At 68.5% G+C, this 22,800-nt stretch carries 23 protein-coding genes; 12 read left to right on the forward strand and 11 right to left on the reverse strand.

Going from position 1 to position 22,800, the window contains the following annotated elements; all coding sequences use genetic code 11:
* Window positions 1–5: 5 nt before the first annotated feature.
* The gene (locus ABIB14_RS10385; protein WP_354235798.1) at window positions 6–338 is read left to right on the forward strand and encodes a metal-sulfur cluster assembly factor; all 333 of its coding nucleotides are present in this window, start codon (window positions 6–8) and stop codon (window positions 336–338) included.
* 170 nt (window positions 339–508) lie between these two features.
* On the opposite strand, the gene ypfJ is transcribed toward ABIB14_RS10385, so the two are convergent.
* Window positions 509–1,393: a KPN_02809 family neutral zinc metallopeptidase gene (gene ypfJ / locus ABIB14_RS10390; protein ID WP_354235799.1), complete on the reverse strand. Its 885-nt coding sequence runs from the start codon at window positions 1,391–1,393 to the stop codon at window positions 509–511.
* A gap of 58 nt (window positions 1,394–1,451) precedes the next feature.
* Here ypfJ and ABIB14_RS10395 point away from each other — a divergent pair, with 58 nt between their 5' ends.
* Together ABIB14_RS10395 and ABIB14_RS10400 are read left to right on the forward strand one after the other, a co-directional pair.
* A complete protein-coding gene (locus ABIB14_RS10395; RefSeq protein WP_354235800.1) occupies window positions 1,452–2,891 on the forward strand; it encodes a class I adenylate-forming enzyme family protein in 1,440 nt (479 codons plus the stop codon).
* 100 nt (window positions 2,892–2,991) lie between these two features.
* Entirely contained in the window at window positions 2,992–4,209 is a 1,218-nt protein-coding gene (locus ABIB14_RS10400) for a thiolase family protein (RefSeq protein WP_354235867.1), read from the forward strand.
* A gap of 439 nt (window positions 4,210–4,648) precedes the next feature.
* Here the strand turns inward: ABIB14_RS10400 and ABIB14_RS10405 are convergent, their stop codons facing one another.
* The 3 genes from ABIB14_RS10405 to ABIB14_RS10415 are packed head-to-tail and all read right to left on the reverse strand — an operon-like array spanning window position 4,649 to window position 6,722.
* Window positions 4,649–5,278, reverse strand: coding sequence for an energy-coupling factor transporter transmembrane component T family protein (locus tag ABIB14_RS10405; RefSeq protein ID WP_354235801.1), 630 nt, complete (start codon window positions 5,276–5,278; stop codon window positions 4,649–4,651).
* Window positions 5,275–6,018, reverse strand: a complete 744-nt coding sequence (locus ABIB14_RS10410) for an energy-coupling factor ABC transporter ATP-binding protein (protein ID WP_354235802.1) — start codon at window positions 6,016–6,018, stop codon at window positions 5,275–5,277. Before ABIB14_RS10410 ends, ABIB14_RS10405 begins: the two co-directional genes overlap by 4 nt.
* Window positions 6,015–6,722 (reverse strand): biotin transporter BioY, encoded by a 708-nt coding sequence (locus tag ABIB14_RS10415; protein ID WP_354235803.1) that lies wholly within the window; start codon window positions 6,720–6,722, stop codon window positions 6,015–6,017. Before ABIB14_RS10415 ends, ABIB14_RS10410 begins: the two co-directional genes overlap by 4 nt.
* Before the next feature lie 327 nt (window positions 6,723–7,049).
* On the opposite strand from ABIB14_RS10415, the gene ABIB14_RS10420 reads away from it, so the two are divergent.
* Window positions 7,050–8,648, forward strand: coding sequence for an ABC-F family ATP-binding cassette domain-containing protein (locus ABIB14_RS10420; protein WP_354235804.1), 1,599 nt, complete (start codon window positions 7,050–7,052; stop codon window positions 8,646–8,648).
* A gap of 122 nt (window positions 8,649–8,770) precedes the next feature.
* On the opposite strand, the gene ABIB14_RS10425 is transcribed toward ABIB14_RS10420, so the two are convergent.
* The 4 genes from ABIB14_RS10425 to ABIB14_RS10440 are packed head-to-tail and all read right to left on the reverse strand — an operon-like array spanning window position 8,771 to window position 11,171.
* Entirely contained in the window at window positions 8,771–9,454 is a 684-nt protein-coding gene (locus ABIB14_RS10425) for a maleylpyruvate isomerase family mycothiol-dependent enzyme (RefSeq protein ID WP_354235805.1), read from the reverse strand.
* 44 nt (window positions 9,455–9,498) lie between these two features.
* Window positions 9,499–10,377, reverse strand: coding sequence for an SURF1 family cytochrome oxidase biogenesis protein (locus ABIB14_RS10430; protein WP_354235806.1), 879 nt, complete (start codon window positions 10,375–10,377; stop codon window positions 9,499–9,501).
* Window positions 10,378–10,692: a hypothetical protein gene (locus ABIB14_RS10435; RefSeq protein ID WP_354235807.1), complete on the reverse strand. Its 315-nt coding sequence runs from the start codon at window positions 10,690–10,692 to the stop codon at window positions 10,378–10,380.
* Window positions 10,689–11,171 carry a DUF3099 domain-containing protein gene (locus ABIB14_RS10440; protein WP_354235808.1) on the reverse strand — a complete coding sequence of 161 codons (483 nt, stop codon included), beginning with the start codon at window positions 11,169–11,171 and terminating at the stop codon, window positions 10,689–10,691. Before ABIB14_RS10440 ends, ABIB14_RS10435 begins: the two co-directional genes overlap by 4 nt.
* 153 nt (window positions 11,172–11,324) lie before the next feature.
* Here ABIB14_RS10440 and ABIB14_RS10445 point away from each other — a divergent pair, with 153 nt between their 5' ends.
* From ABIB14_RS10445 to ABIB14_RS10455, 3 genes are all read left to right on the forward strand, one after another.
* Window positions 11,325–12,050 (forward strand): beta-ketoacyl-ACP reductase, encoded by a 726-nt coding sequence (locus ABIB14_RS10445; protein ID WP_354235809.1) that lies wholly within the window; start codon window positions 11,325–11,327, stop codon window positions 12,048–12,050.
* 159 nt (window positions 12,051–12,209) lie between these two features.
* Window positions 12,210–12,629 carry an Hsp20/alpha crystallin family protein gene (locus ABIB14_RS10450; RefSeq protein ID WP_354235810.1) on the forward strand — a complete coding sequence of 140 codons (420 nt, stop codon included), beginning with the start codon at window positions 12,210–12,212 and terminating at the stop codon, window positions 12,627–12,629.
* 303 nt (window positions 12,630–12,932) lie between these two features.
* Window positions 12,933–13,688, forward strand: a complete 756-nt coding sequence (locus tag ABIB14_RS10455) for an SDR family oxidoreductase (RefSeq protein WP_354235811.1) — start codon at window positions 12,933–12,935, stop codon at window positions 13,686–13,688.
* Between the two features lie 85 nt (window positions 13,689–13,773).
* On the opposite strand, the gene serB is transcribed toward ABIB14_RS10455, so the two are convergent.
* Window positions 13,774–14,670, reverse strand: a complete 897-nt coding sequence (gene serB / locus ABIB14_RS10460; protein WP_354235812.1) for a phosphoserine phosphatase SerB — start codon at window positions 14,668–14,670, stop codon at window positions 13,774–13,776.
* Window positions 14,671–14,802: 132 nt separating this feature from the next.
* Between serB and ABIB14_RS10465 the strand changes: the two genes are divergently transcribed.
* The 5 genes from ABIB14_RS10465 to lplAB all read left to right on the forward strand — a co-directional run bounded on the left by ABIB14_RS10465 (window position 14,803) and on the right by lplAB (window position 18,904).
* On the forward strand, window positions 14,803–15,588 hold the full coding sequence (locus ABIB14_RS10465; protein ID WP_354235813.1) for an ABC transporter ATP-binding protein: 786 nt from the start codon (window positions 14,803–14,805) through the stop codon (window positions 15,586–15,588).
* A gap of 18 nt (window positions 15,589–15,606) precedes the next feature.
* Window positions 15,607–16,392, forward strand: a complete 786-nt coding sequence (locus ABIB14_RS10470; protein WP_354235814.1) for a sulfite exporter TauE/SafE family protein — start codon at window positions 15,607–15,609, stop codon at window positions 16,390–16,392.
* A gap of 7 nt (window positions 16,393–16,399) precedes the next feature.
* The gene (locus ABIB14_RS10475; RefSeq protein ID WP_354235815.1) at window positions 16,400–17,209 is read left to right on the forward strand and encodes a TrmH family RNA methyltransferase; all 810 of its coding nucleotides are present in this window, start codon (window positions 16,400–16,402) and stop codon (window positions 17,207–17,209) included.
* Window positions 17,210–17,418: 209 nt separating this feature from the next.
* Window positions 17,419–17,676: a type B 50S ribosomal protein L31 gene (locus ABIB14_RS10480; RefSeq protein ID WP_290258891.1), complete on the forward strand. Its 258-nt coding sequence runs from the start codon at window positions 17,419–17,421 to the stop codon at window positions 17,674–17,676.
* A 124-nt stretch (window positions 17,677–17,800) separates the two neighbouring features.
* Window positions 17,801–18,904, forward strand: coding sequence for a lipoate-protein ligase LplAB (gene lplAB, locus ABIB14_RS10485; RefSeq protein ID WP_354235816.1), 1,104 nt, complete (start codon window positions 17,801–17,803; stop codon window positions 18,902–18,904).
* 132 nt (window positions 18,905–19,036) lie between these two features.
* Here the strand turns inward: lplAB and pepN are convergent, their stop codons facing one another.
* Complete coding sequence (gene pepN / locus ABIB14_RS10490; protein ID WP_354235817.1) at window positions 19,037–21,649, reverse strand: aminopeptidase N; 2,613 nt, start codon at window positions 21,647–21,649, stop codon at window positions 19,037–19,039.
* 77 nt (window positions 21,650–21,726) lie between these two features.
* On the reverse strand, window positions 21,727–22,758 hold the full coding sequence (locus tag ABIB14_RS10495; RefSeq protein ID WP_354235818.1) for a YeiH family protein: 1,032 nt from the start codon (window positions 22,756–22,758) through the stop codon (window positions 21,727–21,729).
* Window positions 22,759–22,800 lie beyond the last annotated feature (42 nt).

Genomic DNA, 22,800 nt, shown 5'->3' on the forward strand with positions numbered 1-22,800 from the left:
ACGCCATGACCGAAATCAACACGGCCCGGACGGGCCTCGAGGACGTCGAAGAGGCACTCAAGGATGTGATCGACCCGGAACTGGGGGTGAACATCGTTGACCTGGGCCTGCTCTACGGACTCAAGTACTCAGACGACGACGGCGCCCTGCTGATCGACATGACGCTCACCACGGCCGCCTGCCCGCTCACCGACGTGATCGAGGAGCAGGTCGGCAACGCCCTGGACGGCATTGTGGACGACTGGCGCCTGAACTGGGTGTGGATGCCGCCGTGGGGTCCGGAGCGGATCACCGAGGACGGCCGCGACCAGATGCGCGCCCTCGGCTTCAACATCTAGGTCCCCACCGCCTCCCTGGCCTCGCTTCGCTCGGCCAAAGAACCCTAATGACGACGGCGGGCCCCACCTCCCGGAGGCGGGCCCGCCGTCGTCCTCCCATCGGTCGCTCCGTACCGGTCCTTTAGGCGCCCCTGACCGGCAGTTAACGAGCAGCGGATGAGGTGAGGGGATTACGGGGTGGCAACCTTGAAGGTGTCGCACTGGTTGATGTCGCCGGTCTTGAAGCCCTGGTAGAACCACTTCTGCCGTTGCGCGCTGGAGCCGTGCGTCCAGGATTCGGGTGAGACCCGGCCGGTGGCGGCCTTCTGGATCCGGTCATCGCCCACCGATGACGCTGCGGACAAGGCATCCTGCAGGTCCTGGTCCTTCAGCGGCGCGAGGAACGGCTGGCCCGAACCCGGGTCCTTCGTGGTGGTGGCATAGCGCACCCAGAGGCCCGCGTAGCAGTCAGCCTGGAGTTCCACCCGCACCCCGCCGGACTCGGGACCCTGGGGATCCTGCCGGGCGCGGTCGATTGTGCCGAGCAGCTTCTGGATGTGGTGGCCGAACTCATGCGCCACGACGTACTCCTGCGCCAGCGGTCCGCCGGAAGAACCGAAGCGGTCCACGAGCTCCTGGAAGAAGCCTGGGTCGAAATACGCCGTCTGGTCCGCGGGGCAGTAGAACGGCCCCACCTCCGAGGTCGCTGCCCCGCAGCCGGTGTTGGTGGAATTGCTGAAGATCACCGTCTCAGGCTGCGGATACTTCGTGCCGTACTTGGCCAGGTACGCCGGCCAGAACGCGTTCAGGCTGTTCACGGTGCCGTTGATCCGGCAGTCGAGGCGCGCGTTGGCGTCAGCGCCGGTCTTGCACGCCGGCGCTGTGCCCTGGCTCTGCGACTGGTCCGGCGTGGCCCCAGTGAGACCTTCAAGGAGGCTGGGGTTGATGCCGAACAGGGCCGCCAGCAGCAAGACGATCCCGCCGCCGATCCCGCCCCCGATCTTCGTGCCGCGTCCCAAACCCCGGCGGTCCTGCACCTGCGACGGGTCCAATTCGACGTTGTCGTTGAAACTCATGCTGTCACAATATCCCCTGCCGCCCGCAAGGTATCCCGTCCCCGGTAAAGTTGGCCCGATGCCTTTTCTCGACAGACTCCAGCGCTGGGCCGATGAACGCCCCGACGACACCGCCGTCGTCGTGGCCGGAAAGCGCCTGGGCTGGGCAGAGCTTCGGGACGCTGCCGCTGTCCTGGTGCCGGTCGCTCCGGCCGTCACGATCTTGGCCGAACGCAACTCCACCCACTTTGCGGCCGCGTTCGCGGCCGCCGTGGCGGGCAGCCGCCGTTGCGCCGTGTTGGACCCCTCCTGGCCGCAGCAGCTCCTGGACGGCCTCACCGCGCGGATCGCGGAGGTGGCTTCCGCCGGTGGGGCGGGCTTCACGCCTGAGCCGGGTGCTGAACCCGGTACCGAACTCGCCGACGGGGTGCCGGAGTCACCCTTCCTGATCGGGCTCACCTCCGGCACCACGGCCCTGCCCAAGGCGTTCAGCCGGTCACGGCGCTCCTGGCAGCAGTCATTCGATTCGTCGGTGCAGTTCTTCGGTCTGACCCCCGACGACCGGACGCTCGCGCCCGGTCCCCTGGCCGCGAGCCTCAACCTCTATGCCCTCGCCGAGTGCCTGTACGCCGGGTCCGCCTTCCACGCCCTCGAGCAGTTCGACGTCGGCGACGCGCACGCCGCGGTCAGCCACGACGGCATCACCAGGCTGGTGCTGGTACCCACCATGCTCCGGCTGCTCAGTGAGCGCGGCCTGGTCGGCGGCGTGGACGGCTCCGGTTTGCGGAGCATCATCTGTGCCGGCTCCAAGCTCGACGCGCGGACCCTGGCGGCAGCCCGGCGTTGGGCCCCCAACGCCACGATCTTCGAGTACTACGGTGCCGCGGAGCTCAGTTTCGTCGCCGGCGCCGGCCTGCGGCCGGGGGAATCCCCGGCCGCAGGAGGTGCGGGGATCGGCACGGGGATCGGCAAGGCGTTCCCGGGCGTTGAGATCAGGATTCTGGACGGCGGCGGGGCGCCGGTACCGGACGGGGTGGACGGTAACGTCTGCGTCCGCAGCGGCATGGTCAGCGACGGCTATTTGTGGGGCGACGACGGCGAGGCGCTGCAGGGGTTCAACGGCTGGTACACCGTGGCTGACCGGGGCTACCTGCGCGACGGGGTCCTGCACCTGCTGGGCCGCCGTTCGGACATGATCATCACCGCCGGAACCAATGTGTATCCGCACGAGGTTGAGCTGGCCCTCGCGGCCGTGCCCGGCGTGGCGGCGGCGGTGGCCGCCGGGCAGCCGGACGACCTGCGTGGCCAGCGCGTCGTGGCGGCTGTGATGCCCTCCCACGGCGCCCTGACCGGCACCCAACTGAGGACCGGCATCGAGGGCCGCCTGGCCCGGAACAAGCGGCCGCTGGACTACTACCTGCTGGCTGAGCTGCCGCTCACTGACCGCGGCAAGCTAAGCCGCCCGCTGCTGCTTGAGTGGATAGCCCGCCACGATCCGCGCGTCCGGCGCCTTGGCTGAGAACCGGGCGGCCGAGGCCGAGGCCGCGGCGGCGCTTGCGTTGGATCACGCTGCCGTGTCCGTGCCGGCGGCTGGCGGGGGTGGCACTGGCGGGGGTGGCATTGTCGGGGGTGGCACTGGCGGGCGCCGCGCCGGCCTGCTGCAGGAGGACCGCCAGCCCGTCATTATTGCAGCCCTGCGGACTCCGGTCTGCCGTGCCCACGGCGCGCTGAAGACCCTGCAGGCCCACGAGCTGCTGGCACCGGTCCTGCGCCGCCTGTTGGGCGACGCGGGCGTCCCGCCGGAGATGGTGGCGGACGTGGTGGTCGGCAACGCCGTGGGTGGCGGCGGTAATGTTGCCCGGCTTGCCGCCCTCGAGGCCGGGCTGCCGGTGAGTGTTCCCGGGCTGACCATCGACCGGCAGTGCGGTTCCGGTCTGGACGCGATTGTGCTGGCGTCGCGGCTCGTTGCATCCGGCGGCCGGCACGTGGGCGGCGCCGTGTACCTCGCCGGCGGCGTTGAGAGTATCAGCACCGCGCCGCTCCGGGCCCGGCCTGGTCCTGACGGCGTGCCGGAGTTCTTTAGCCGTTCCCGGTTTGCCCCCGAACGCCACGGCGACCCGGACATGGGCGTGGCCGCCGAAAACGTCGCCGATCATTACGGCATCGCACGCCGGCGGCAGGACGATTTCGCGTTGCGCAGCCACCGGCGCGCCATCGCCGCGGCCGAGTCCGGCGCCTTCCACGGGGAGACCGTCGCGCTGCCCGGCGCCGGCGGTCCGGTGAGCTCCGACGACGGGCCGCGCCGGTCCCTCACTCCTGCCGTGCTGGCCCGGTTCCCCGCCGCGTTCCGTGCCGGCGGGACCGTAACGGCCGGGAACTCCTGCTTTGATGCGGACGGTGCCGCCGCCGTCGTGATCACTTCGATGGCCCGGGCGAGGCAACTCGGAGCACGCGACGGACTCGTGGTCCTCGGGACCGACACCGCCGGCGTGGACCCATCGCTGCTCGGGATGGGAGCGGCGGCCGCTGCGGAACGCCTCCTCGGGGACTCCCGCGTCGTGTCCGGAGAGCTCGGCCTGATCGAGTTCAACGAGGCGTTCGCCTCGCAGACGCTGGCCTGCCTCGGGCAATTGGGCATCGACCCGTTGCGGGCCAACCTCGACGGCGGAGCTCTGGCCCTGGGCCATGCCTACGGGGCCTCCGGCGCGGTGCTCGTCACCCGGCTCCTGGCCCAGGCCCGCACGAACCCCGCGGACGGCACGTTGGCGCTAGCCATGATCAGCATCGCCGGCGGGATGGGGACAGCGGCGTTGTTCGAGTACCGGTCGCTCGAGTAGGGCCGCAACATTGGACATGCCCAGTGTGCCGACCCGGCGGACATGCCCATTCTTTGCCGCCGGGGATGGGCATGGTGCGGATATGTCCGCTGCCCGGGGCCATGGGAGGGCATGCTCCGGGGTGGGCCGCAGCATTGGACATGCCCAGTGTGCCGACCCCGGGGGACATGCCCATTCTTTGCCGCCGGGGATGGGCATGGTGCGGATATGTCCGCTGCCCGGAGCCATGGGAGGGCATGCTCCGGGGTGGGCCGCAGCATTGGACATGCCCAGTGTGCCGCCCCCGGGGGACATGCCCATTCTTTGCCGCCGGGGATGGGCATGGTGCGGATATGTCCGCTGCCCGGGGCCAGGGGAGGGCATGCTCCGGGGTGGGCCGCAGCATTGGACATGCCCAGTGGCCTCCTCAGCGAACCCCGGCCCCGGCCCCGGCCTTGTCCTAGTCCCGGTCCTCGGCGTCACCCAGTCCGCGGGCTGCCAGGGCGTCGCCGGTCTGCCGGGCGAATGCCACCGTGGTGATGAACACCGGCAGCACCAGGGCGCGGGGATTCCGCTCCAGGCCGCGGGCCCGGGCGGAATCGCGCACGTCGGCATAGGCGCCCGCGATGAAGGGGATGCTGCGCAGCATGATGGCAATTGTCAGCGCAAACCGTTCGGGGTCGGCGCCGAGCCGCCGGAACGGCCTGGCCAGGGACGCTACTCCATCCAGGAGCACCTGGACCGGCGTGGTGGCCGTCAGGATCGACGCCGCCACCACGCAGACCAGGATGTTCAGCACGATCCGCGCCGCCGCCGGGCCGCCGAGTTGCCACCATTGGAACAGGCCGAGCACTGCGAGCACGGGCAGGACCGTCCGTACGGCCCGGACCAGGCGGCGGAGGCCCGCGCCGCTGGACAGATATACCCCGCACAGCAGGATGAGCGCCCCGGCGGCGACGGCCCAGTCGGCGATCAGGAAGGACGCCATCCCGCATCCCAGTACCAGCAGGAACTTCAACCACAGTGGTGTGCGGTGCACCGGAGACGTTCCCGGCACATAGTTGGCCAACAGGAAGCCGTGGCCTCTCACGGCCGCACCGGATCCACACCGGCGGGCGGCAGCGGAGCGGGATCGGCCGCGCACAGCTTCCGGTAGTGGGCGACGGCGGCGGCCGCCGCGCCGTCGTAAACGATTTTCCCGGCGTCGACCACCAGAACCCGGTCCAGATCCAGGGCCAACTCAAGATCGTGCGTTGACAGAATGACCTGCTGGTCCAACCCGGCCAGGGTACGGCGCAGCAGCTCGCGGTTGCGCAGGTCCAGCAGCGTGGACGGCTCGTCCAGGACCAGGATGTCCGGGTTGACGGCCAGCACGGCGGCGAGGGCCACGAGCTGCCGTTCGCCGCCGGAGAGCTCGTACACGCTCTGGTCTGCCAGTGCGAGCATCCCGAACCGGCTCAGCGTTGCCTCGGCCAGGGTCCGCCGTTCCCGAGGGTTCCGCACCGAACGCCGCAGCGACAGTTCCACGTCTTCGCGCCCGGTCGGCATCACAAGCTGCGCGAGCGGATCGGTGAAGACAAAACCAACCCGGCGGCGGACCGCACGGACGTCGCGGACCGAATCGGCACCGGAAACCGTCACCGTCCCGGAACTGGGCGCGACCAGGCCGTTGAACATCCGCAGCAGCGTGGACTTGCCCGAGCCGTTCGCCCCGATCACGCCGATCCGGCGCTCGGCCAGCGACAAGGAGACCGGTTCGAGCAGCGTCTTGGGCTCGGGGTGGCCGTCGACGGCCACCCGGACCGCCGCCCGGTCAAGGATGATGCTCACGCGACGTCGATTGGCCCGCCGGCCCGGCGGGCGCGGCGGACCAGCAGATCGGGGAAGGCCTTGTGCAGGGCCAAGGCGATGCTGACCGCGAGCACGTTCTTGATCACATCGCCCGGGTAGAACACCAGGTCGGCCAGGAAGGCCTTGGACAGGTCCATCCTCGCGTTCACCATCAGGCCCAGGATGCCAAGCGTGTGGACGAAGACGATGCTGCCGGCCATCGCTGCGGCAAACAGGGCCACCGCCCGGACCTTGCCGGTAACGCGGCGAAGTGCGACGGCGGCCAGCCACCCCACCGCGGCGGCCGCCAGCGGGAAGGCGATGATGTAGCCGGCGGACGGGCCGGCCAGCACAGCCACACCGCTACGGCCGCCGCTGAAGATCGGCAGCCCGGCCAGGCCCAGCAGCACATACAGCCCGACGGCGGCGAAAGCGCGGCCGGGTCCGAGTGCGAGCCCGGTGAGCATGACGGCAAGGGTCTGAACCGTGATCGGGACGCCGATGGCCCCGAGCGGGATGGCCGGCACCACGGCGGACACTGCCACGAGGGCCGCAAACACGGCGATGAGGCCGAGGTCGGTGGCGTTCCAGCGACGGCGGCGCCACGTCTGGCCGCCAGTGGCGGCAAAGCGAGTGCCGGGAGTTCCGGTGATCCCGGTTCCGGAAATTCCGGTGCTGCGGCTGCCGTTGTCAGTCTTGCTCATGGTCGTCCTGTCACCGAGGGGGCCGCACACCCAGTGGCGCGCGGGGTCTTGCTTCCGACCATACGGCCGCGTCGACTCCGCGATTTTGTAGGCCCTCCACTAAGCGGCGGTCATCTTGCTGGACAGCTCCGCCAAACGGGGGGGGGCGACGACGGCGGACGGCGGCAGCCGACGGCAGCCGTCGTCGTCAGCGTTCCCTGATGTCAGCCGGCCGGGTAGCTGCCGGTAGACTGGTAGCGGCCGTCGTCTCGGCCACACTGCCCCGGCCCCATCCAGACTTCATCCGTTGTGCCGCGGCGTTCCCTGTTGTGAAAGGCCTTAGCTGCATTGATTACCGTCCAGGATCTCGAACTGCGCGCCGGCGCCCGACTGCTGATGGACCAGGTGAGCTTCCGGATCGACAAGGGAGACAAGATCGGCCTGGTCGGCCGTAACGGTGCAGGTAAGACCACTCTGACCCGGGTGCTTGCCGGTGAGGGCCTGCCTGCCGGCGGTAAAGTCACGCGCAGCGGCGAAATCGGCTACCTGCCGCAAGACCCGCGCACCCCAGACATGGAACAGCTGGCCCGGGACCGGATCCTGTCCGCCCGCGGCCTCGACATTGCGGTCAGCAAGCTCCGGCTCGCGCATGAAGAGATGGCCAGCGAGGACGCCACGATCCAGCGCAAGGCCATGAACCGTTACGACCGGCTTGAGTCCGAGTTCCTGGCGGCCGGCGGTTACGCCGCCGAAGCCGAGGCCGCTGCGATCTGCTCGAACCTCGCGCTGCCGGACCGGCTGCTGAACCAGCCGCTCAAGACCCTTTCCGGCGGCCAGCGCCGCCGTGTGGAACTGGCCCGGATCCTGTACTCCGACGCCGAAACCATGCTCCTCGACGAACCCACCAACCACCTCGACGCCGACTCCATCGCGTGGCTCCGCGAATTCCTCAAGAACCACCAGGGCGGCCTGATCGTGATCAGCCACGACACCGAACTGCTCCAGGCCACGGTGAACAAGGTGTTCCTGCTGGACGCCAACCGGGCACAGATCGACATTTACAACATGGACTGGAAGCGGTACCAGACCCAGCGGGAGACCGACGAACGCGCCCGCAAGCGCGAACGGGCCAATGCCGAAAAGAAGGCCCAGGTCCTGATGGACCAGGCCAACAAGATGCGCGCCAAGGCCACCAAGGCCGTCGCCGCGCAGAACATGGCCAAGCGTGCCGAGCGACTGCTCGGCGGCCTCGAAGCGGTGCGCGAGAACGACCGGGTGGCAGCCCTGCGCTTTCCTGACCCGTCGCCCTGCGGCAAGACCCCGCTCACCGCCGACGGCCTCAGCAAGTCCTACGGTTCGCTGGAGATCTTCACCGACGTCGACCTGGCGATCGACCGCGGCTCCAAAGTGGTCATCCTTGGTCTCAACGGCGCCGGCAAGACCACACTGCTGCGGATGCTCGCCGGCGTGGACAAACCCGACACCGGCGAGGTCATCCCCGGTCACGGCCTGAAGGTCGGCTACTACGCCCAGGAGCACGAAACCCTCGACGTGGACCGCACGGTACTGCAAAACATGCGCTCCTCCGCCCCGGACATGAACGACGCGGAAGTACGCAACATCCTGGGCTCGTTCCTGTTCTCCGGCGACGACGTCGACAAGCCGGCCGGTGTGTTGTCCGGCGGCGAGAAGACCCGCCTGGCCCTGGCGACGATCGTGGCCTCGAGCGCGAACGTACTGCTACTGGATGAGCCCACCAACAACCTTGACCCCGCCAGCCGCGCTGAAATTCTCGGCGCCCTGAGTAACTACACCGGCGCCGTCGTCCTGGTAAGCCACGATGAGGGTGCCGTCGAGGCGCTCAATCCGGAACGGGTCGTGCTGCTGCCCGACGGCGTCGAGGACCTCTGGAACGAGGACTATCTGGACTTAATCACGCTGGCGTAGAGGACCCCGGCCCACGCCGGATTCGCAGGCAGATTGTCACCGCCAGGCTCGATCAGGCGGCTCGGCGTCCGGGTTGCTGAGTTCGGCCTGGCTGTCCCGGCGCTGAATAATAGCAGGCGCAACTAGGACGGATTGTCAGCCTGTTGCCGGGGCGGTTCGGGTGCGGTGCCTTCGATGCGTGACCGAAGAGTCGGCACGCCGGGACCCTGGAGGTTCTCAAGGTAAGGGAGGCGTCCGGCCATCGCCATCACCAGGGCAACCGTCGGCCCGGTTACCAGCGGTCCCGAACCCGCTGCGAAAGGACCGTCATCCGCCCTCAGCTGGAGGCCTGCTGCGTGCATGTGGCTGGCAACCGTGAAGTCCCGGCGCGCGTAGAACTCCGCGACGGGTGTCAAAGCATCAATGCTCGGAGTTCGGGGGAGCCCCAGCGGCAGGCGAATATCCTGGGCGTGCACGACAACTTCCCCGAGGTAGGCCGGAGTGTGCGCGGACGGCGCGACGCTGCTGTTGATGACCGCGCGAAACCGGTCCAGGGTCTCGGCCGAGGTGTTACCGCGGTGCTCCTGTAGTCGACGCCGGTTGTGCACATCTGGTCGGAACCGCGCGCCGACCATACTCCGCAGCCACTGCCACTGGTTCAGGATGGCCGCGGCAGTGAGATGCGCCACGACCTGCTCGACATCCCACTGCCCACACAAAGTCCCGTGCCGCCACTGCTCCGGGCCAAGGCCCGCTAGGTCTTCGGCCAGCGCGGCGCGCTCAGCATGCGCGAGAGCCCAAAGAGCACCCTCCGAAAATGTTGACATAGCGTCTGGTTCCCCTCCCGCATCGCGGTCCTCGCGCGGCTCCCTCAATGTCCCTGGGCGTCGAGGATCGCGTCTTCCTCTTCCTCTGCCGTGGCATTCTTCCGCTTGCGGGGCACGGGACGACGCCGGGGCGTCGGGTTGCTGGCGTGCAGATACTCGCCCTCGGCGGCCCGGTCTGCGGCGTCCTCGGCATCAATCGCTGCGTTACGGGCCTGCTGCCGGGCCGCGTAGCCAAACCCGACAAACATCAGCACGCCGAAGGCAAACCACTGCAGCGAGTAGGACAGATGCGTGCCCTCCTCGGTGGCGGGCTTGGGGAAGGCAACTGGCATGTCCGCCGCCGGCGGGGTTTCGGATGCCAACTGGGCGTACGCGCCGGTGAGCAGGGGATATCCGAGCCCGGCGGCGTAGGCTGGCAGGTCGATCGAGGCGAGCTGCCCGTCGGGTGCGCCGCGCTGCAGTTCCGGCTCGGAATGCTTGAGCCGGCCCACCACGGTCACGGGCCCCTTCGGTGGTGACGGGACAGCGTCCGGACTGCCGGGGGTCTTGTTGCCGATCGGTAACCAGCCCCGGTCGATGACGACCGTCTCGCCGGAGTCCAGTTTGAAGGGGACCACCACCTCATAGCCGGGCTGGCCGTTGAGCGGACGGTTCCGGACGATCCGTTGGCCGGCGGCGTCGTAGCTGCCGCGTAATTCAACCTGCGTCCACTCACGGTCGGCATCAAGGTTGACGAATTCGTCCCGGGCCTCTGCGAACGGAATCGGGGTGGCTGAATAGTTGGAGACGACCCGGTTGATCTCTGCGAGGGTTTCCGCCCGGCGGTCCATCTGCCAGCGGCCCAGGAAGACGCAGGCGGTTGCGAAAATGGCGGCCAGCAGCAGGTATCCCAGCCACTTGCTGGAGAAGAGGAAGCGGTACATTCAGCTGGCCCTGACCGGGCCGCCGGCCGACCCCGAGGCGGGCCGGGCGGCGTCCGCACCTCCGGCGTGTCCGGCGTCGTCGCTGCCAGCAGCTTCCAGAGGAAGCGTGTCCTTCCATAGCCCGCGGGTCTGGAGGTAGTCCTCCAACCAGGTGCGGTGCTCCGAGCAGGCCAACCAGATTTTGCGCCGCTCCGGGGCGTGGATTTTGGGGTTGTTCCACAGCAGTTGCCAGCCGGCGTGGGCGCGGCATCCCCTGCGGGAGCACATCGCTGCGGCCGGCGCGGCCGCGGGGCCGGCCAAGAAAAACATATTCATGAAGCAGCCCGTCCGTGGTCCTCGTCGTCGTCAATCAGTTCGCCCTGCAGGGTGATCGGGGGATTGTCCGCCGTCGGCGGGCGTACACCTGGGGGTTCCTCGCCGCCGGGTCCCTCGCCGTCGGCTCCCTCGGAGCGCGGCGCGTCGAGTTCGCTCTGCGGGACGTAGTCGATCAGCGATTCGCTGTGGACTTCGGCGTGATCGCCGCCGTTGGCGATCACCACCGCGAACCAGGGCAGGAGGACGGCGCCGATCACGGGAAGGATCTTGAACCAGCCGTCCACCACGAACACGAGGATGAGGCAGACCATGCGGATTCCCATGGCCACGGCGTATTTGATCATCCGCTGGCGCATCTCTTCCGAGTGCGCAGCGGCAGCGTCGGTGATGCTGTGGACCTCGGTGTCGCCGGAATACTCCCCGGACGTCCGCTCCCCGGATCGGTTCTTGTTTTTCACGGCTGTTGAATCACGCTCCATAGGCTTCCTCAAATTATCTCACCATCGGCGGAGGCACCCAAACAGCCGGGCAGCCGGGGCGGGCAGGCGCACGCCGTCGGACGCTAAGATCGGAGGCAGGAAAATCCAGCCCCCAGCGCGGCGCCACTGAGCCGCAGAATTCCGGAGCCCACCATGTCTGAAGCAACCTCCAGCGGCCGCAGCGTCCTCATCACCGGCGGCAACCGGGGCATCGGCCTGGCCATCGCCGAGTCCTTCCTCGCCAACGGCGACAAGGTGGCAGTCACCTACCGCAGCGAGGCAACGCTCCCGGAGGGCATCCTCGGCGTCAAGGCCGACGTCACCGATGAAGCCTCCGTGGACGCGGCGTTCGCCGAGGTCGAGGCGACGCACGGCCCTGTGGAAGTCCTCGTCGCCAACGCCGGCATCACCAAGGACACGCTCCTGATGCGGATGAGCGAAGATGACTTTACGTCCGTGATCGACACCAATCTCACCGGCGCCTTCCGCGTCATCAAGCGCGCCTCGAAGGGCATGATCCGGGCACGCAAGGGGCGCGTGGTGCTGATTTCCTCGGTCTCCGGCCTGTATGGCGCCCCGGGCCAAATCAACTACTCCGCCTCCAAGGCCGGCCTGGTCGGCATCGCCCGCTCGCTCACCAGGGAACTCGGGGCGCGGGGCATCACGGCGAACGTTGTGGCGCCCGGCTTTATCAACACGGACATGACCGCCGAACTTCCGGAGGCGACGCAGAAGGATTATCTGTCCAAGGTCCCCGCGGGCCGCTTTGCCGAAGCATCGGAGGTCGCCGACGTCGTCCGCTGGATAGCCAGCGACGAGGCTGCCTACATCTCCGGCGCCGTTATCCCGGTCGACGGCGGGCTCGGCATGGGCCACTAGGCCCCCAAGGCAGCAGCGGACGACGACGACGACGGCCGTCGCCGGGCGGCGCTGCGTTGTCGGGCCTTTGGCCCTTGGCGGTGCCGCGGCCGGGGGCGTGTAATGGAGTTGCGGCCCCTGACCGCGCAAAGGCAGGGGCGTGGACCCAGGAGGAAAATCATGGCTGATCTCAGCAAATGGGCGCCGTCGGACATGTTGGAGCCCGTCCGACGCTTCCTTGACGGCGACCTCACGATGGGGTCGACCATCAAGGTCGAGCAGTTCCAGGACGGAAGCACCCTGGTGGTGCGGGCTGAAGTACCGGGCATCGATCCGGAGCGGGACGTCGACGTGTCGGTCAGCGACGGCATGCTGCACATCAAGGCCGAACGTGAAGAGAAGTCCGAGCACAAGAGCAAAACGGGTTACCGCTCCGAGTTCCGCTACGGCTCTTTCGTGCGCAGCATTGCCCTGCCTGCCGGTGTAAAGGGAGAAGACATCACCGCCAGTTACACGGACGGCGTCCTCGAAGTCCGCGCACCGGCGCCGGCCCCAACCACTGGCGAGGCCTCCAAGAAGATCAGGGTCGACCGGGGCTGACGCGGGCCGCCGGGACCGCAAGTCCACCCCGTGGGACATGCCCACCCCTGGTCACGGTCGTTGGACATGCCCATTCCTGACTGAGGCGAGCGGGCATATTGGCACCATGTCCTGTGACGGGGCCGCCCGGCGGGCATGTCCCGCCACAAAGCGGTACGCCGCCGGAGCCCGCCCGCGCGCCACCTCCCGAACTAGGCCTGGGTGGCTTCTTTGTGGATGCCGCACAACTGAAATGCCCTGCGGCGCTGGCATGATGGACAACAGACTCACCATTATCTGGACGTTTGGAACAAAGGAGCTCGAATGGGACTGCTGGACAACAAGACTGCAATCGTGACCGGTTCATCGCGAGGCATCGGCGCGGAGGTCGCCAAGTTCCTCGCCGCCGAGGGTGCCGCGGTCGTCGTTAACTACCGCCAGAAGGCACCGCGCGCCAACAAGGTTGTCACCGAGATCGAGGCCGCAGGCGGACGCGCCGCCGCCGTGGGCGCGGACCTGACCACGCAGGAAGGCGTCCAGGCTCTCGCCAGTGCAGCGATGGAGAACTTCGGCTCACTGGATCTGCTGGTCCTCAACGCCTCCGGCGGGATGGAAGCCGGGATGGAAGAGGGCTACGCGCTCAAGCTCAACCGCGACGCCCAGGTGAACATGCTCAACGCGGCCGTGCCGCTGATGCCCGAGGGCTCCAGGGTGGTCTTCGTCACCAGCCACCAGGCCCACTTCATCCAGACCGTCCCCACCATGCCCGAGTACGAGCCGGTCGCCCGCAGCAAGCGCGCCGGCGAGGACGCGCTCCGTGAACTCGTGCCGGCCCTGGCAGAGAAGGGCATCTCGCTGGTAGTCGTGTCCGGCGACATGATCGAAGGCACCGTCACCGCCACCCTGCTGGACCGCTCCAACCCGGGCGCCATCGAGGCCCGCCGCGCGGAGGCCGGCAAGCTCTACTCGGTCAAGGAATTCGGCGCGGAGGTCGCCCGGATGGCCACCGCCGACGTCGAGACCGGCCACACCGAATACGTCGGCGGCGCGGACTACTTCGATAAGAGCGGTAGCAACTAACAACCACCCGGATGGCACTTGGCGGCAGTGTTCTGCAGGAGCATTGCCGCCGGAGGCCTTCCGGGATGAAGGCGTCAACCGCACATCAGACGCCGGCGATGTGCCGGACGGCGTCCAGGTAGGGCATGTTCACGGCCGCATCCGCGGCTTCGCGAACGGCAGGCTTGGCGTTGAAAGCCACCCCGATGCCCGCGGCCCCGAGCATATCCAGGTCGTTGGCGCCGTCACCCACCGCGATGGTGTGCTCCATCGGAATCCCCTCGAAGGCCGCCCACTCGCGCAGGTACTTCTCCTTGGCTGCGCGGTCGATTACGTCGCCCAGCACCTTGCCGGTCAGGACGCCGTCGACAATTTCCAGCTCGTTGGCCATCCAGTAGTCCAGCCCTAGGCCCTCCGCAATCGGACGCAGGACCTGGTTGAAGCCGCCCGACACGACGGCCACGGCGTGCCCGGCCGCCTTGAAGGCCGCCACCAACTCGGCGGCGCCGTCACTGAGGGTCACCTCGGCGCGGACGGAAGCGACGACGTCGGCCGGTAGTCCGGCGAGCACCGCCACCCGGGCGTGCAGGCTCTGCGCGAAGTCCAGCTCGCCGCGCATCGCCGCTTCCGTCACGGCCGCCACCTCCCCGCGTTTACCGGCGTAGGCCGCCAGCAGCTCGATGACCTCCTGCCGGATCAGGGTGGAGTCCACGTCCATGATCAGGAACTTCCGTACGGCCTGCCGCAGCGCGGCCGGAACAATGGCGGTGTCGACGCCGTCGACGCCGTCCGCGGCAAGGCTCCGGCGGACGCCGGCCAGCCCGGACGCGGTGATCGGCTCCGGCAGGGTGCACTCGGCGGAGAAGACCGAGTAGCGGCCGTCGCCGACGGTGTTTTCGGCGCCGATGCTCAGCCCCGCTCCGGCCAGCGAGCGGCGCAGCAGCTGCACCTTTGAGAGGGACAGGTTTGCGCCATAGCTGACCGCGGTCACGTTCGAACTCATGGCCCCAATCCTAGCGAGCCGCCCTGCGCCGCCCTGAATTCGTTTCGCTCCGGCGACGCGGCCGCTGGCGCCGCCGGCAGCAAGGCTGCCCGGTTAGCAGTCGTTCGCTTTTTTGTCCTAATGTCTACTCCTATGAGTGATGTTCTTGAAATGGCCGCCGTCAGCGTTGTACGCGGGGCCAAAACGCTCCTGGACAAGGTCGACTGGCAGGTCAAGGAAGGCGAGCGTTGGGTGATCCTGGGACCCAACGGCGCCGGCAAGACCACCCTGCTGCAAGTCGCTGCCGCCCGCCTGCACCCCACGTCCGGTATGGCCGGGATACTCGAAGAGATCCTCGGCGCCGTTGACGTCTTCGAACTCCGGCCGAGGATCGGGCTGTCCTCCGCCGCGCTGGCCAACCAGATCCCTGACCAGGAGAAGGTCCTCAACGTCGTCGTGACGGCGGCCTACGGCGTCACCGGCCGCTGGCGCGAGGGCTACGAAAAGGACGACGAGCGGCGCGCCTTCGCACTGCTCAACGAATGGGGGATGGGCCCGCTGCTCAACCGCCCCTTCTCCTCACTCTCCGAAGGCGAACGCAAGCGCGTGCAGATCGCCCGTGCCCTTATGACCGACCCGGAACTCCTGCTCCTTGACGAGCCCGGCGCGGGCCTTGACCTGGGCGGCCGCGAAGACCTGGTTCACCGGCTCAGCGAACTGGCCCGCGACGACGCCGCCCCCGCGATCGTGCTGGTCACCCACCACCTCGAAGAGGTTCCGCCCGGCTTCACGCACGCCCTGCTGCTGCGCGACGGCTGCGTGGTTGCCGCCGGCCCGCTCGACGGGGTGCTGACCGCCGAAAATCTCAGTGAGACGTTCGGCGTAGACCTGGACGTCAGTGTCTCCGGCGGTCGCTACACCGCCACCGCCCGCCGCTAACGGGTCTGCTGACAGCGCATGGAGTTCCTTAGCAGTATCCTCATTTTCTTCGCCGGACTGTGGGCCGGCACCATCAACAGCGTGGTGGGCTCGGGCACGCTGGTGACCTTCCCGGTGCTGATCGCGCTCGGCTTTGCGCCCGTGACGGCCTCGATCAGCAACGCCATGGGCCTTGTGGCCGGGAGCGCCGCAGGGGCCTGGGGCTACCGAAGGGAGCTCGCCGGGCGCCGGAACCAGCTCCTGCGGCTGCTGCCCGCCTCGCTGCTGGGCGGCATCACCGGAGCGTACCTGCTCCTGCACCTGCCGGAGGTGGTGTTCCAATACGCGGCACCGGCCCTGATCGTGGTCGCCTTGCTGATGGTGGTCTTCCAGCCGAGGCTGCAGCGCTGGGTGCAGAACCGGGAAGAGAACCCGGAACATGCCATCAGGGACAAGGGCCACGGAATCCTGCTGGTGGTGCTGGTCTACCTCGCCGGAGTCTACGGCGGCTATTTCGTGGCGGCGCAGGGGATCCTGCTGGTCGGCATCCTCGGGGTGTTCATGGCCGGAACCATCCAAAACGCCAACGCCATGAAAAACTTCCTGGTCCTCGGCGTGAATATTGTCGCGGCCGCGTCCTACCTGCTGTTCGCCTTCGACCGGATCAGCTGGACAGCCGTCGGGCTGATCGCCGTCAGTTCACTTATCGGCGGCCTGGTCGGCTCCAAGGTGGGCCGCCGCCTTTCGCCGGCGGTGCTGCGCGGCGTCATCTTTACCCTGGGCAGCGTGGCCCTCGGGTTTATGATCGCCAAGCTGCTGAATTGACCGGCCGGTGAGCTTCCACCACCTCGAATCCGCCGACGACCCGCGGGTCGCCGACTACACGCAACTGACCGACATGCACCTGCGCAAGCTCCGTGAACCCGCCGAAGGCATGTACATCGCGGAGTCATCCCGGGTGCTGCGCCGTGCCCTCGCCGCCGGGCACCGGCCTCGCTCCTTCTTCCTCGCGGAGAAATGGCTCCCGGACCTCGCCGATGTCTTTGAGCAGTACCCGGACGTGCCGGCCTACATCGGGTCGGCGGCGCTGCTGGAGGAGATCACCGGCTTCCATCTCCACCGTGGCGCAATGGCCGCCATGCACCGGCCGGCTCCCGTCCAGCTGGCCGAACTGCTCGCCGGAGCGCACCGGGTCGCGATACTGGAGGACATCGTGGATCACACGAATGTGGGCGCGATCTTCCGCTCCGCGGCCGCCCTGGGGCTCGACGCCGTGCTGATAACCCCGCGTTGCGGCGATCCGCTCTACCGGCGCAGCGTACGCGTGAGCATGGGCACTGTCTTCCAGGTCCCGTGGGCCCGGCTCGAGGAATGGCCGGCGGCGGTGGCCGTGCTGAAGGAACACGGCTTCCTCGTGGCCGCCATGGAGCTGACCGCGGATGCAGTGGACGTCCACGTGCTGGCGGCCCGGGACCCGGAACGGCTGGCCCTGGTGCTCGGCACCGAAGGCGCCGGGATGAGCGACGAAACCTTGGCCGCCGTCGACCTTGCCGTGAAGATCCCGATGCGCGCCGGCGTCGATTCGCTCAACGTCGCGGCAGCGTCCGCCGTGGCGTTCTGGGAGCTGCGGCCGCGCGGCTGAAGCCGCTCGCTGCCCGCCGCCTGCCGGCGGGAGCCGGCGGTACTGTTCTTAGGCGGCCGGCCCGCTGCGGACTGGCGGCACGGTTCGTAGGCGGCCGGATCTGGGCTATAATTTGTAGCTGGCCGTGCTGCGCTTTCGGGCGCCGGGCAGCCATCCCCACTCATACCTGGCAGCTGGCAAAATCCAGTTGCGTGAACAAAGGTCCAATTATGCAGGCTGATATCCACCCGAAGTACGAAGCTGTTGTTTTCAACGACCTGGCTTCCGGCGTCAAGTTCCTGACCAAGTCCACCGTGTCTTCCTCGAAGACCATCGAGTGGGAAGACGGGAACACCTACCCGGTCATCGACGTCGAAATCTCCTCAGAGTCCCACCCGTTCTACACGGGCAAGCAGCGCATCATGGACTCCGCAGGCCGCGTCGAGCGCTTCAACGCTCGCTTCAAGGGCTTCGGCGGCAAGAAGTAACCTTCTGCTCCGCAAGGTCTTTTGGGAAAGCCCGCACCGGCGACGGTGCGGGCTTTCTGCGTCTGCGACCGGGACGCAGGGTGCGGCGCCTCCAGCCGGATCGCATCGTGGCAGGATTAAGGGCATGACTACCCTTCCCCCGGCTTCCGTTGCCAGCACCGACGACGACGGCGGACGGCGCCACGGCGAGTACAAGGTTCCCGGCGGCAAGCTGGTGATGGCGGATCTCGAGGTCGTCGACGGTGCACTGGCCCACGTCTCAATCAGCGGGGACTTCTTCCTCGAACCCGACGAAGCGCTCCTTGAGATCAACCGCAGCCTCACCGGAGTGCCCGCGGACGCCGGCGCCGCCGACCTTGCCGCGGCCGTTACCGCAGCCCTCCCCGAAGACGCCGTGCTCTTCGGCTTCTCCGCCGAGGCGGTCGCCATCACCGTCCGCCGGGCGCTGGCCAAGGCTACCGGCTGGGGCGACCACCGCTGGAACATCATCGGCCCTTCCGTGCTGCCCACGCACGTCAACGTCGCGCTGGACGAGGTCCTCACCGAAGAGGTCGGCGCCGGCCGCCGCAACCCGACGCTGCGGTTCTGGGACTGGGAAGAGCCCTCCGTGGTCATCGGCAGTTTCCAGTCCGTCCGCAATGAGGTCCACCCCGAGGGGGTCAGCCGGCACGGCATCAGCGTGGTCCGCCGGATCAGCGGCGGGGGAGCGATGTTCATGGAGGCCGGCAACTGCATCACGTACTCGCTTTACCTGCCGCAGACGCTCGTGGACGGGATCAGCTTCGCCGACTCCTACGCCTTCCTGGACGCCTGGGTCATGGCGGCACTCAAGAAGGTGGGCATCAGCGCCTTCTACGTGCCGCTCAACGACATCGCCACCGACCAGGGCAAAATCGGCGGCGCCGCGCAGAAACGCCTCGCCAACGGCGGAATGCTGCACCACGTCACCATGAGCTACGACATCGACGCCGACAAGATGGTTGAGGTGCTGCGGATCGGCAAGGAAAAGCTCTCCGATAAGGGCACCACCAGCGCCAAGAAGCGGGTGGACCCGCTGCGCCGGCAGACCGGGCTGGCCCGCGCCGAGATCGTCGCCGCCATGATGGAGGTCTTCACGGAACGGTACGGAGCGACGCCGTCGGACCTCACCGACGCCGAACTTGACGCCGCCCGGCTGCGGGTGGACACCAAGTTCGGTACCACGGAGTGGCTGCACCGGGTCCCGTAGCCTGGCCGCTCACTACCAATTGCTCCCCACCGGCCCCCTCGCCTCGCAAGCTCGGCCAGGGAACCCCGCCGGCGGGGGCCCAGCTGACGTTTTGCGGCGCGAAAAGGGCCTTTACGGAGCATTCGATGAGGTTCAGGCGGACAACGCCTGTGCCGTGAGCGCGCGCAGCAAGTGGCTGCGCTGTTCGACGATGATCCGGCGCAGCGCCCGCGGGGCGTCCGGATGTTCGGCCAGCCACTTGTCCGACCTGACGATCACCGGGTGTGTCCCGGGAGTGCCCCCCGTCCCGTCCAGGTCCTGGCCTGCGGGGTAGAGGCCACGGACGATCCGGCTCGCGATCTCGATGCTGCGGTCCGTCCAGACCCGCTCGAGGCATTCGAAGTAGGGCTCCACATAACCGGACAGCAGGGCGGCCGGCGCCGTGTTGAAGCCCGCGATGGTCGCGCTGAGCAGCTGGTTGGACAACGACGTGCCGTGGACCGCCGCGTCCCAGGCGGCGGCTTTGACCTTCGGGTCCGGCCGGGCCGCGAGGGCCGTGGCGTGCCCGGACTTGCCCGAGGCGGTGTTGTCGCGGGCCAGTTCGGCATCCAGCCGGGTCTGGTCCGCCTGCCCGTTGGCCGCGAGGGCGTGCCAGAGGTTCCAACGAAGCTCCGCATCAACGGACAGTCCCTCGATCACGGTGCTGCCGTCCAGGAGCCCGTCGAGCAGCTCAAGCCGTCCGGCGTCGAATCGGCTCGTGGCGGCGACCGTGCGCGCCCAGGCGAGCTGGTGGTCGGAGCCGGCTGCCGCCCTGCCCAGTTCCGTGGCCGCCGTGGCGAGGAAACCGCTGCGCACAACGTCCCGGCGGCCCGCCGGGAGATAGCGCTCTATTGCCGTGCCGGCGTTGCCGAGGACGTTTAGCAGCACGCCGATGCCAGGCTCGGCCGCACCGAAACGCTGCACCGCTTCGACATACCGGTCCCCGGCGGTGACGGCGTCGCGCGCGGAGTCCCACAAGGCGGTCCAGCATAAGGCCCGGGCCATCGGGTCGCTGATCGTGCCCAGGGAACTGCGCACCGTTGCCTCGGAGTGCGGATCCAGCCGGACCTTGGCGTAGCTGAGGTCATCGTCGTTGACCAGCAGCAGGGCCGGCCTGGCCTTGCCGGCGAGCTGGCCCACCACGGTGCGTCCGCCGTCGACGTCGGTCTCCACGCAGTCGGTGCGGACCAGGTTGCCGGCGGCGTCGGGGTTGTAAAGGCCGATCCGAAGCCGGTGCGGCCGCGGCTCCTGCCGGCCGGTGATCGGGTCCTCGGCGTGCTGGATCAAGGCCACGGTGCCAAGGACGCCGTCGTGCTCCTCTATGTCGGAGGTGAGCGTCGAAATGCCGGAGGTCTGCAACCACTGCCTCGCCCAGGGGCCGAGATCGCGGCCGGACGCGGCGCCCAGCGCGTCCAGCAGGTCCTCGAGCGTGGTGTTGCCGTACGCGTGGTCGCGGAAGTACCGGCGCGCCCCGGCGATGAACGCCTCGAAGCCGACGTAGGCCACCAGCTGCTTGAGCACGGATGCGCCCTTGGCGTAGGTGATGCCATCGAAGTTCTGCTTGGCGGCTTCGAGGTCCGGGATGTCCGCGACGATCGGGTGCGTGGTGGGCAGCTGGTCCTGGACGTAGGCCCAGGCCTTGCGGTTGTTGGCGAAGTTTACCCAGGCGGTGTCCCAGTCCGTGGTCCGGTCCACCCCGAGGGTGCCCATGTAGTCCGCGAACGATTCCTTGAGCCACAGGTCATTCCACCATCGCATCGTGACCAGGTCGCCGAACCACATGTGTGCCATCTCGTGCAGGAGGGTGTTGGCGCGCGCCTGGTATTGCGAGTCGGCGGCGCGGGAGGTGAACACGTAGCTTTCCGTGAACGTCACGAGGCCCGGGTTCTCCATGGCTCCGAGGTTGTACTCGGGCACGAACGCCTGGTCGTATTTTCCCCAGGGGTACGGGTAGTCGAAGAGGCGGTTGAAGAAATCCAGGCCGTTGCGGGTGAGCCGGAACAGTTCTGCCGCGTCGAACGAGGGCGCCATGGAGGCCCGGCAGTAGAGGGCCAGCGGTACGTCCAGCACCGTGCCGTCCGTGAGGGTACCGTGCCAGGCGTTCTCGGCCTTGAAGTAGGGGCCGGCCAGCACGCTGGTGATGTAGGTGGACATCGGCTTGGTGGGGGCGAAATCCCAGCGGCTTGTCGCCGGGTCGCTGGTCAGCGGGGTGCGGAAGATTTCGATGCCGTTCGAGGATACCTGCCACTGGGAGGGAGCCATCACGTGGAAAGCGAACTCCGCCTTGAGGTCGGGCTGTTCGAAGTTGGCAAAGACCCGGCGCGCGTCGGCGGGCTCGTACTGGGTATAGAGGTAGCACTGGCCGTCGGCGGGGTCGAAGAAGCGGTGCATCCCCTCGCCGGAGGTGCTGTACAGGGCCGTGCCGGTGACAGTCACCTGGTTCTGGGCCTGCAGCTTGTCCAGGCGGATCCGGGATCCGTCCACCACGTCTGCCAGGGGCAGGCTCGTGCCGTTGAGGATGACGCTGTGCACCGTGCTGCCGATGAAGTCCAGGAAGGTGGAGGCGCCGGGCTCGCGGGCGGTGAAGTTGATGATGCTGCGGCTGGTGTAACCGGCGGCCTCGGGGTCCGCCGCCTGCCGGATGTCCAGGGACACGTCGTAGCTGTGGGTGGTGATCAGGGCTGAGCGGGCTGCCGCTTCGTCACGGCGCAGGTTCTGATTGGACACTCCGCTATCTAATCACGGGCGCTGCCGGCGGGTGGCGGCCGGCAGCCGGTCACAAGCCGCTGACCGGTGGCCCTGCGTCAGCGGCCGGGGATGAGGACGACGGCGGCAGCCAGCCCCAGCGCGGCGATCAGCAGCCAGGATGCGAGGGCTGCCAGCAGGGCGCGGGTCCCCGTCCGGAGCAGGTGCCCCACCCGGACGGCCGAGCCGAGGCCGAACAGCGCCATGCCCAGCAGCAGGTCCTGCAGCACAGCAGCCGCCTCGAGCGCCCCTGGGGGCAGCCAGCCGGCGGACCGCAGTGCCACCATCGCGATGAACCCTACGACGAACAGCGGCACGACGGGCGGAAACTTCCCGCCCGCGTCGGACCCGATCCGGTGGTGGATGCCCGCCGCGGCGACCATCGGCGCCAGCAGGAGCACGCGGGTGAGTTTGACGATGACGGCGACGGCGAGCGCCGACGCGCCTGCGGTCTGCGCGGTGGCGACCACCTGCCCGACGTCGTGCACCGACGCGCCGGCCCAGGCGCCGAAAGCTTCCGGACCGAGCCCTAACGGGCCGATCAGGAGCGGGAGGACCCCGATGGCGAGAGTGCCGCACAGCGTGACCAGCGCGATGGGAAGCACGGTGTCCTGCTGCCGGATCCGTCGTACTGCGGCCATCGCGCCGATCGCGGAGGCGCCGCAAACGGAAAATCCCGTGGCGATCAGCAGGGAAACCGGCGGCGGCAGCCGGAACAGCCGGCCGATACCGTAGGTACCCGCGAAGGCCGTCAACACCACCCCGGCGATCAGCAGCAGGGCCGGCCAGCCCAGGCCCAGCACATCCACCACACTGACCTTGAGCCCAAGCACCACAATTCCGCTGCGCATCAGGTGCTTACCGGCGAAGTCCAGTCCGGCCCGGCCGGACCCGGCGCTCCAGCCGGAGACGCCGGGCAGATTCGCCGCCAGCAGCCCCAGCACGACGGCCACCGTCATGGCCGGCAGCGCGGGCAGCAGCAGGTGGACGGCAAGCGCGGTCCCGACCGCGGCGGCGCACGCGAGCAGACCGGGCACCAGCGGGCGCAGGCTACCGCCCTGCTGTCGGGAATCGGAACTGGAAGCAGGCACGCCCTTAAGCTTGCCCCACCCGCGGGTCAAAAACCGCAGCGA

The organism is Arthrobacter sp. UYEF3 (assembly GCF_040546245.1).
Taxonomy (GTDB): Bacteria; Actinomycetota; Actinomycetes; order Actinomycetales; family Micrococcaceae; genus Arthrobacter.

Bases quoted from the DNA above. Each gene is read 5' to 3' on its own strand.
- serB (WP_354235812.1), bottom strand. From the start codon at position 14,670: ATGAGTTCGAACGTGACCGCGGTCAGCTATGGCGCAAACCTGTCCCTC.
- ABIB14_RS10435 (WP_354235807.1), bottom strand. From the start codon at position 10,692: ATGAATATGTTTTTCTTGGCCGGCCCCGCGGCCGCGCCGGCCGCAGCG.
- ABIB14_RS10395 (WP_354235800.1), top strand. From the start codon at position 1,452: ATGCCTTTTCTCGACAGACTCCAGCGCTGGGCCGATGAACGCCCCGAC.
- ABIB14_RS10440 (WP_354235808.1), bottom strand. From the start codon at position 11,171: ATGGAGCGTGATTCAACAGCCGTGAAAAACAAGAACCGATCCGGGGAG.
- ABIB14_RS10385 (WP_354235798.1), top strand. From the start codon at position 6: ATGACCGAAATCAACACGGCCCGGACGGGCCTCGAGGACGTCGAAGAG.
- ABIB14_RS10470 (WP_354235814.1), top strand. From the start codon at position 15,607: ATGGAGTTCCTTAGCAGTATCCTCATTTTCTTCGCCGGACTGTGGGCC.
- ABIB14_RS10480 (WP_290258891.1), top strand. From the start codon at position 17,419: ATGCAGGCTGATATCCACCCGAAGTACGAAGCTGTTGTTTTCAACGAC.
- ABIB14_RS10425 (WP_354235805.1), bottom strand. From the start codon at position 9,454: ATGTCAACATTTTCGGAGGGTGCTCTTTGGGCTCTCGCGCATGCTGAG.
- lplAB (WP_354235816.1), top strand. From the start codon at position 17,801: ATGACTACCCTTCCCCCGGCTTCCGTTGCCAGCACCGACGACGACGGC.
- ABIB14_RS10455 (WP_354235811.1), top strand. From the start codon at position 12,933: ATGGGACTGCTGGACAACAAGACTGCAATCGTGACCGGTTCATCGCGA.
- ABIB14_RS10450 (WP_354235810.1), top strand. From the start codon at position 12,210: ATGGCTGATCTCAGCAAATGGGCGCCGTCGGACATGTTGGAGCCCGTC.
- ABIB14_RS10445 (WP_354235809.1), top strand. From the start codon at position 11,325: ATGTCTGAAGCAACCTCCAGCGGCCGCAGCGTCCTCATCACCGGCGGC.
- ypfJ (WP_354235799.1), bottom strand. From the start codon at position 1,393: ATGAGTTTCAACGACAACGTCGAATTGGACCCGTCGCAGGTGCAGGAC.
- ABIB14_RS10430 (WP_354235806.1), bottom strand. From the start codon at position 10,377: ATGTACCGCTTCCTCTTCTCCAGCAAGTGGCTGGGATACCTGCTGCTG.
- ABIB14_RS10465 (WP_354235813.1), top strand. From the start codon at position 14,803: ATGAGTGATGTTCTTGAAATGGCCGCCGTCAGCGTTGTACGCGGGGCC.
- ABIB14_RS10415 (WP_354235803.1), bottom strand. From the start codon at position 6,722: ATGAGCAAGACTGACAACGGCAGCCGCAGCACCGGAATTTCCGGAACC.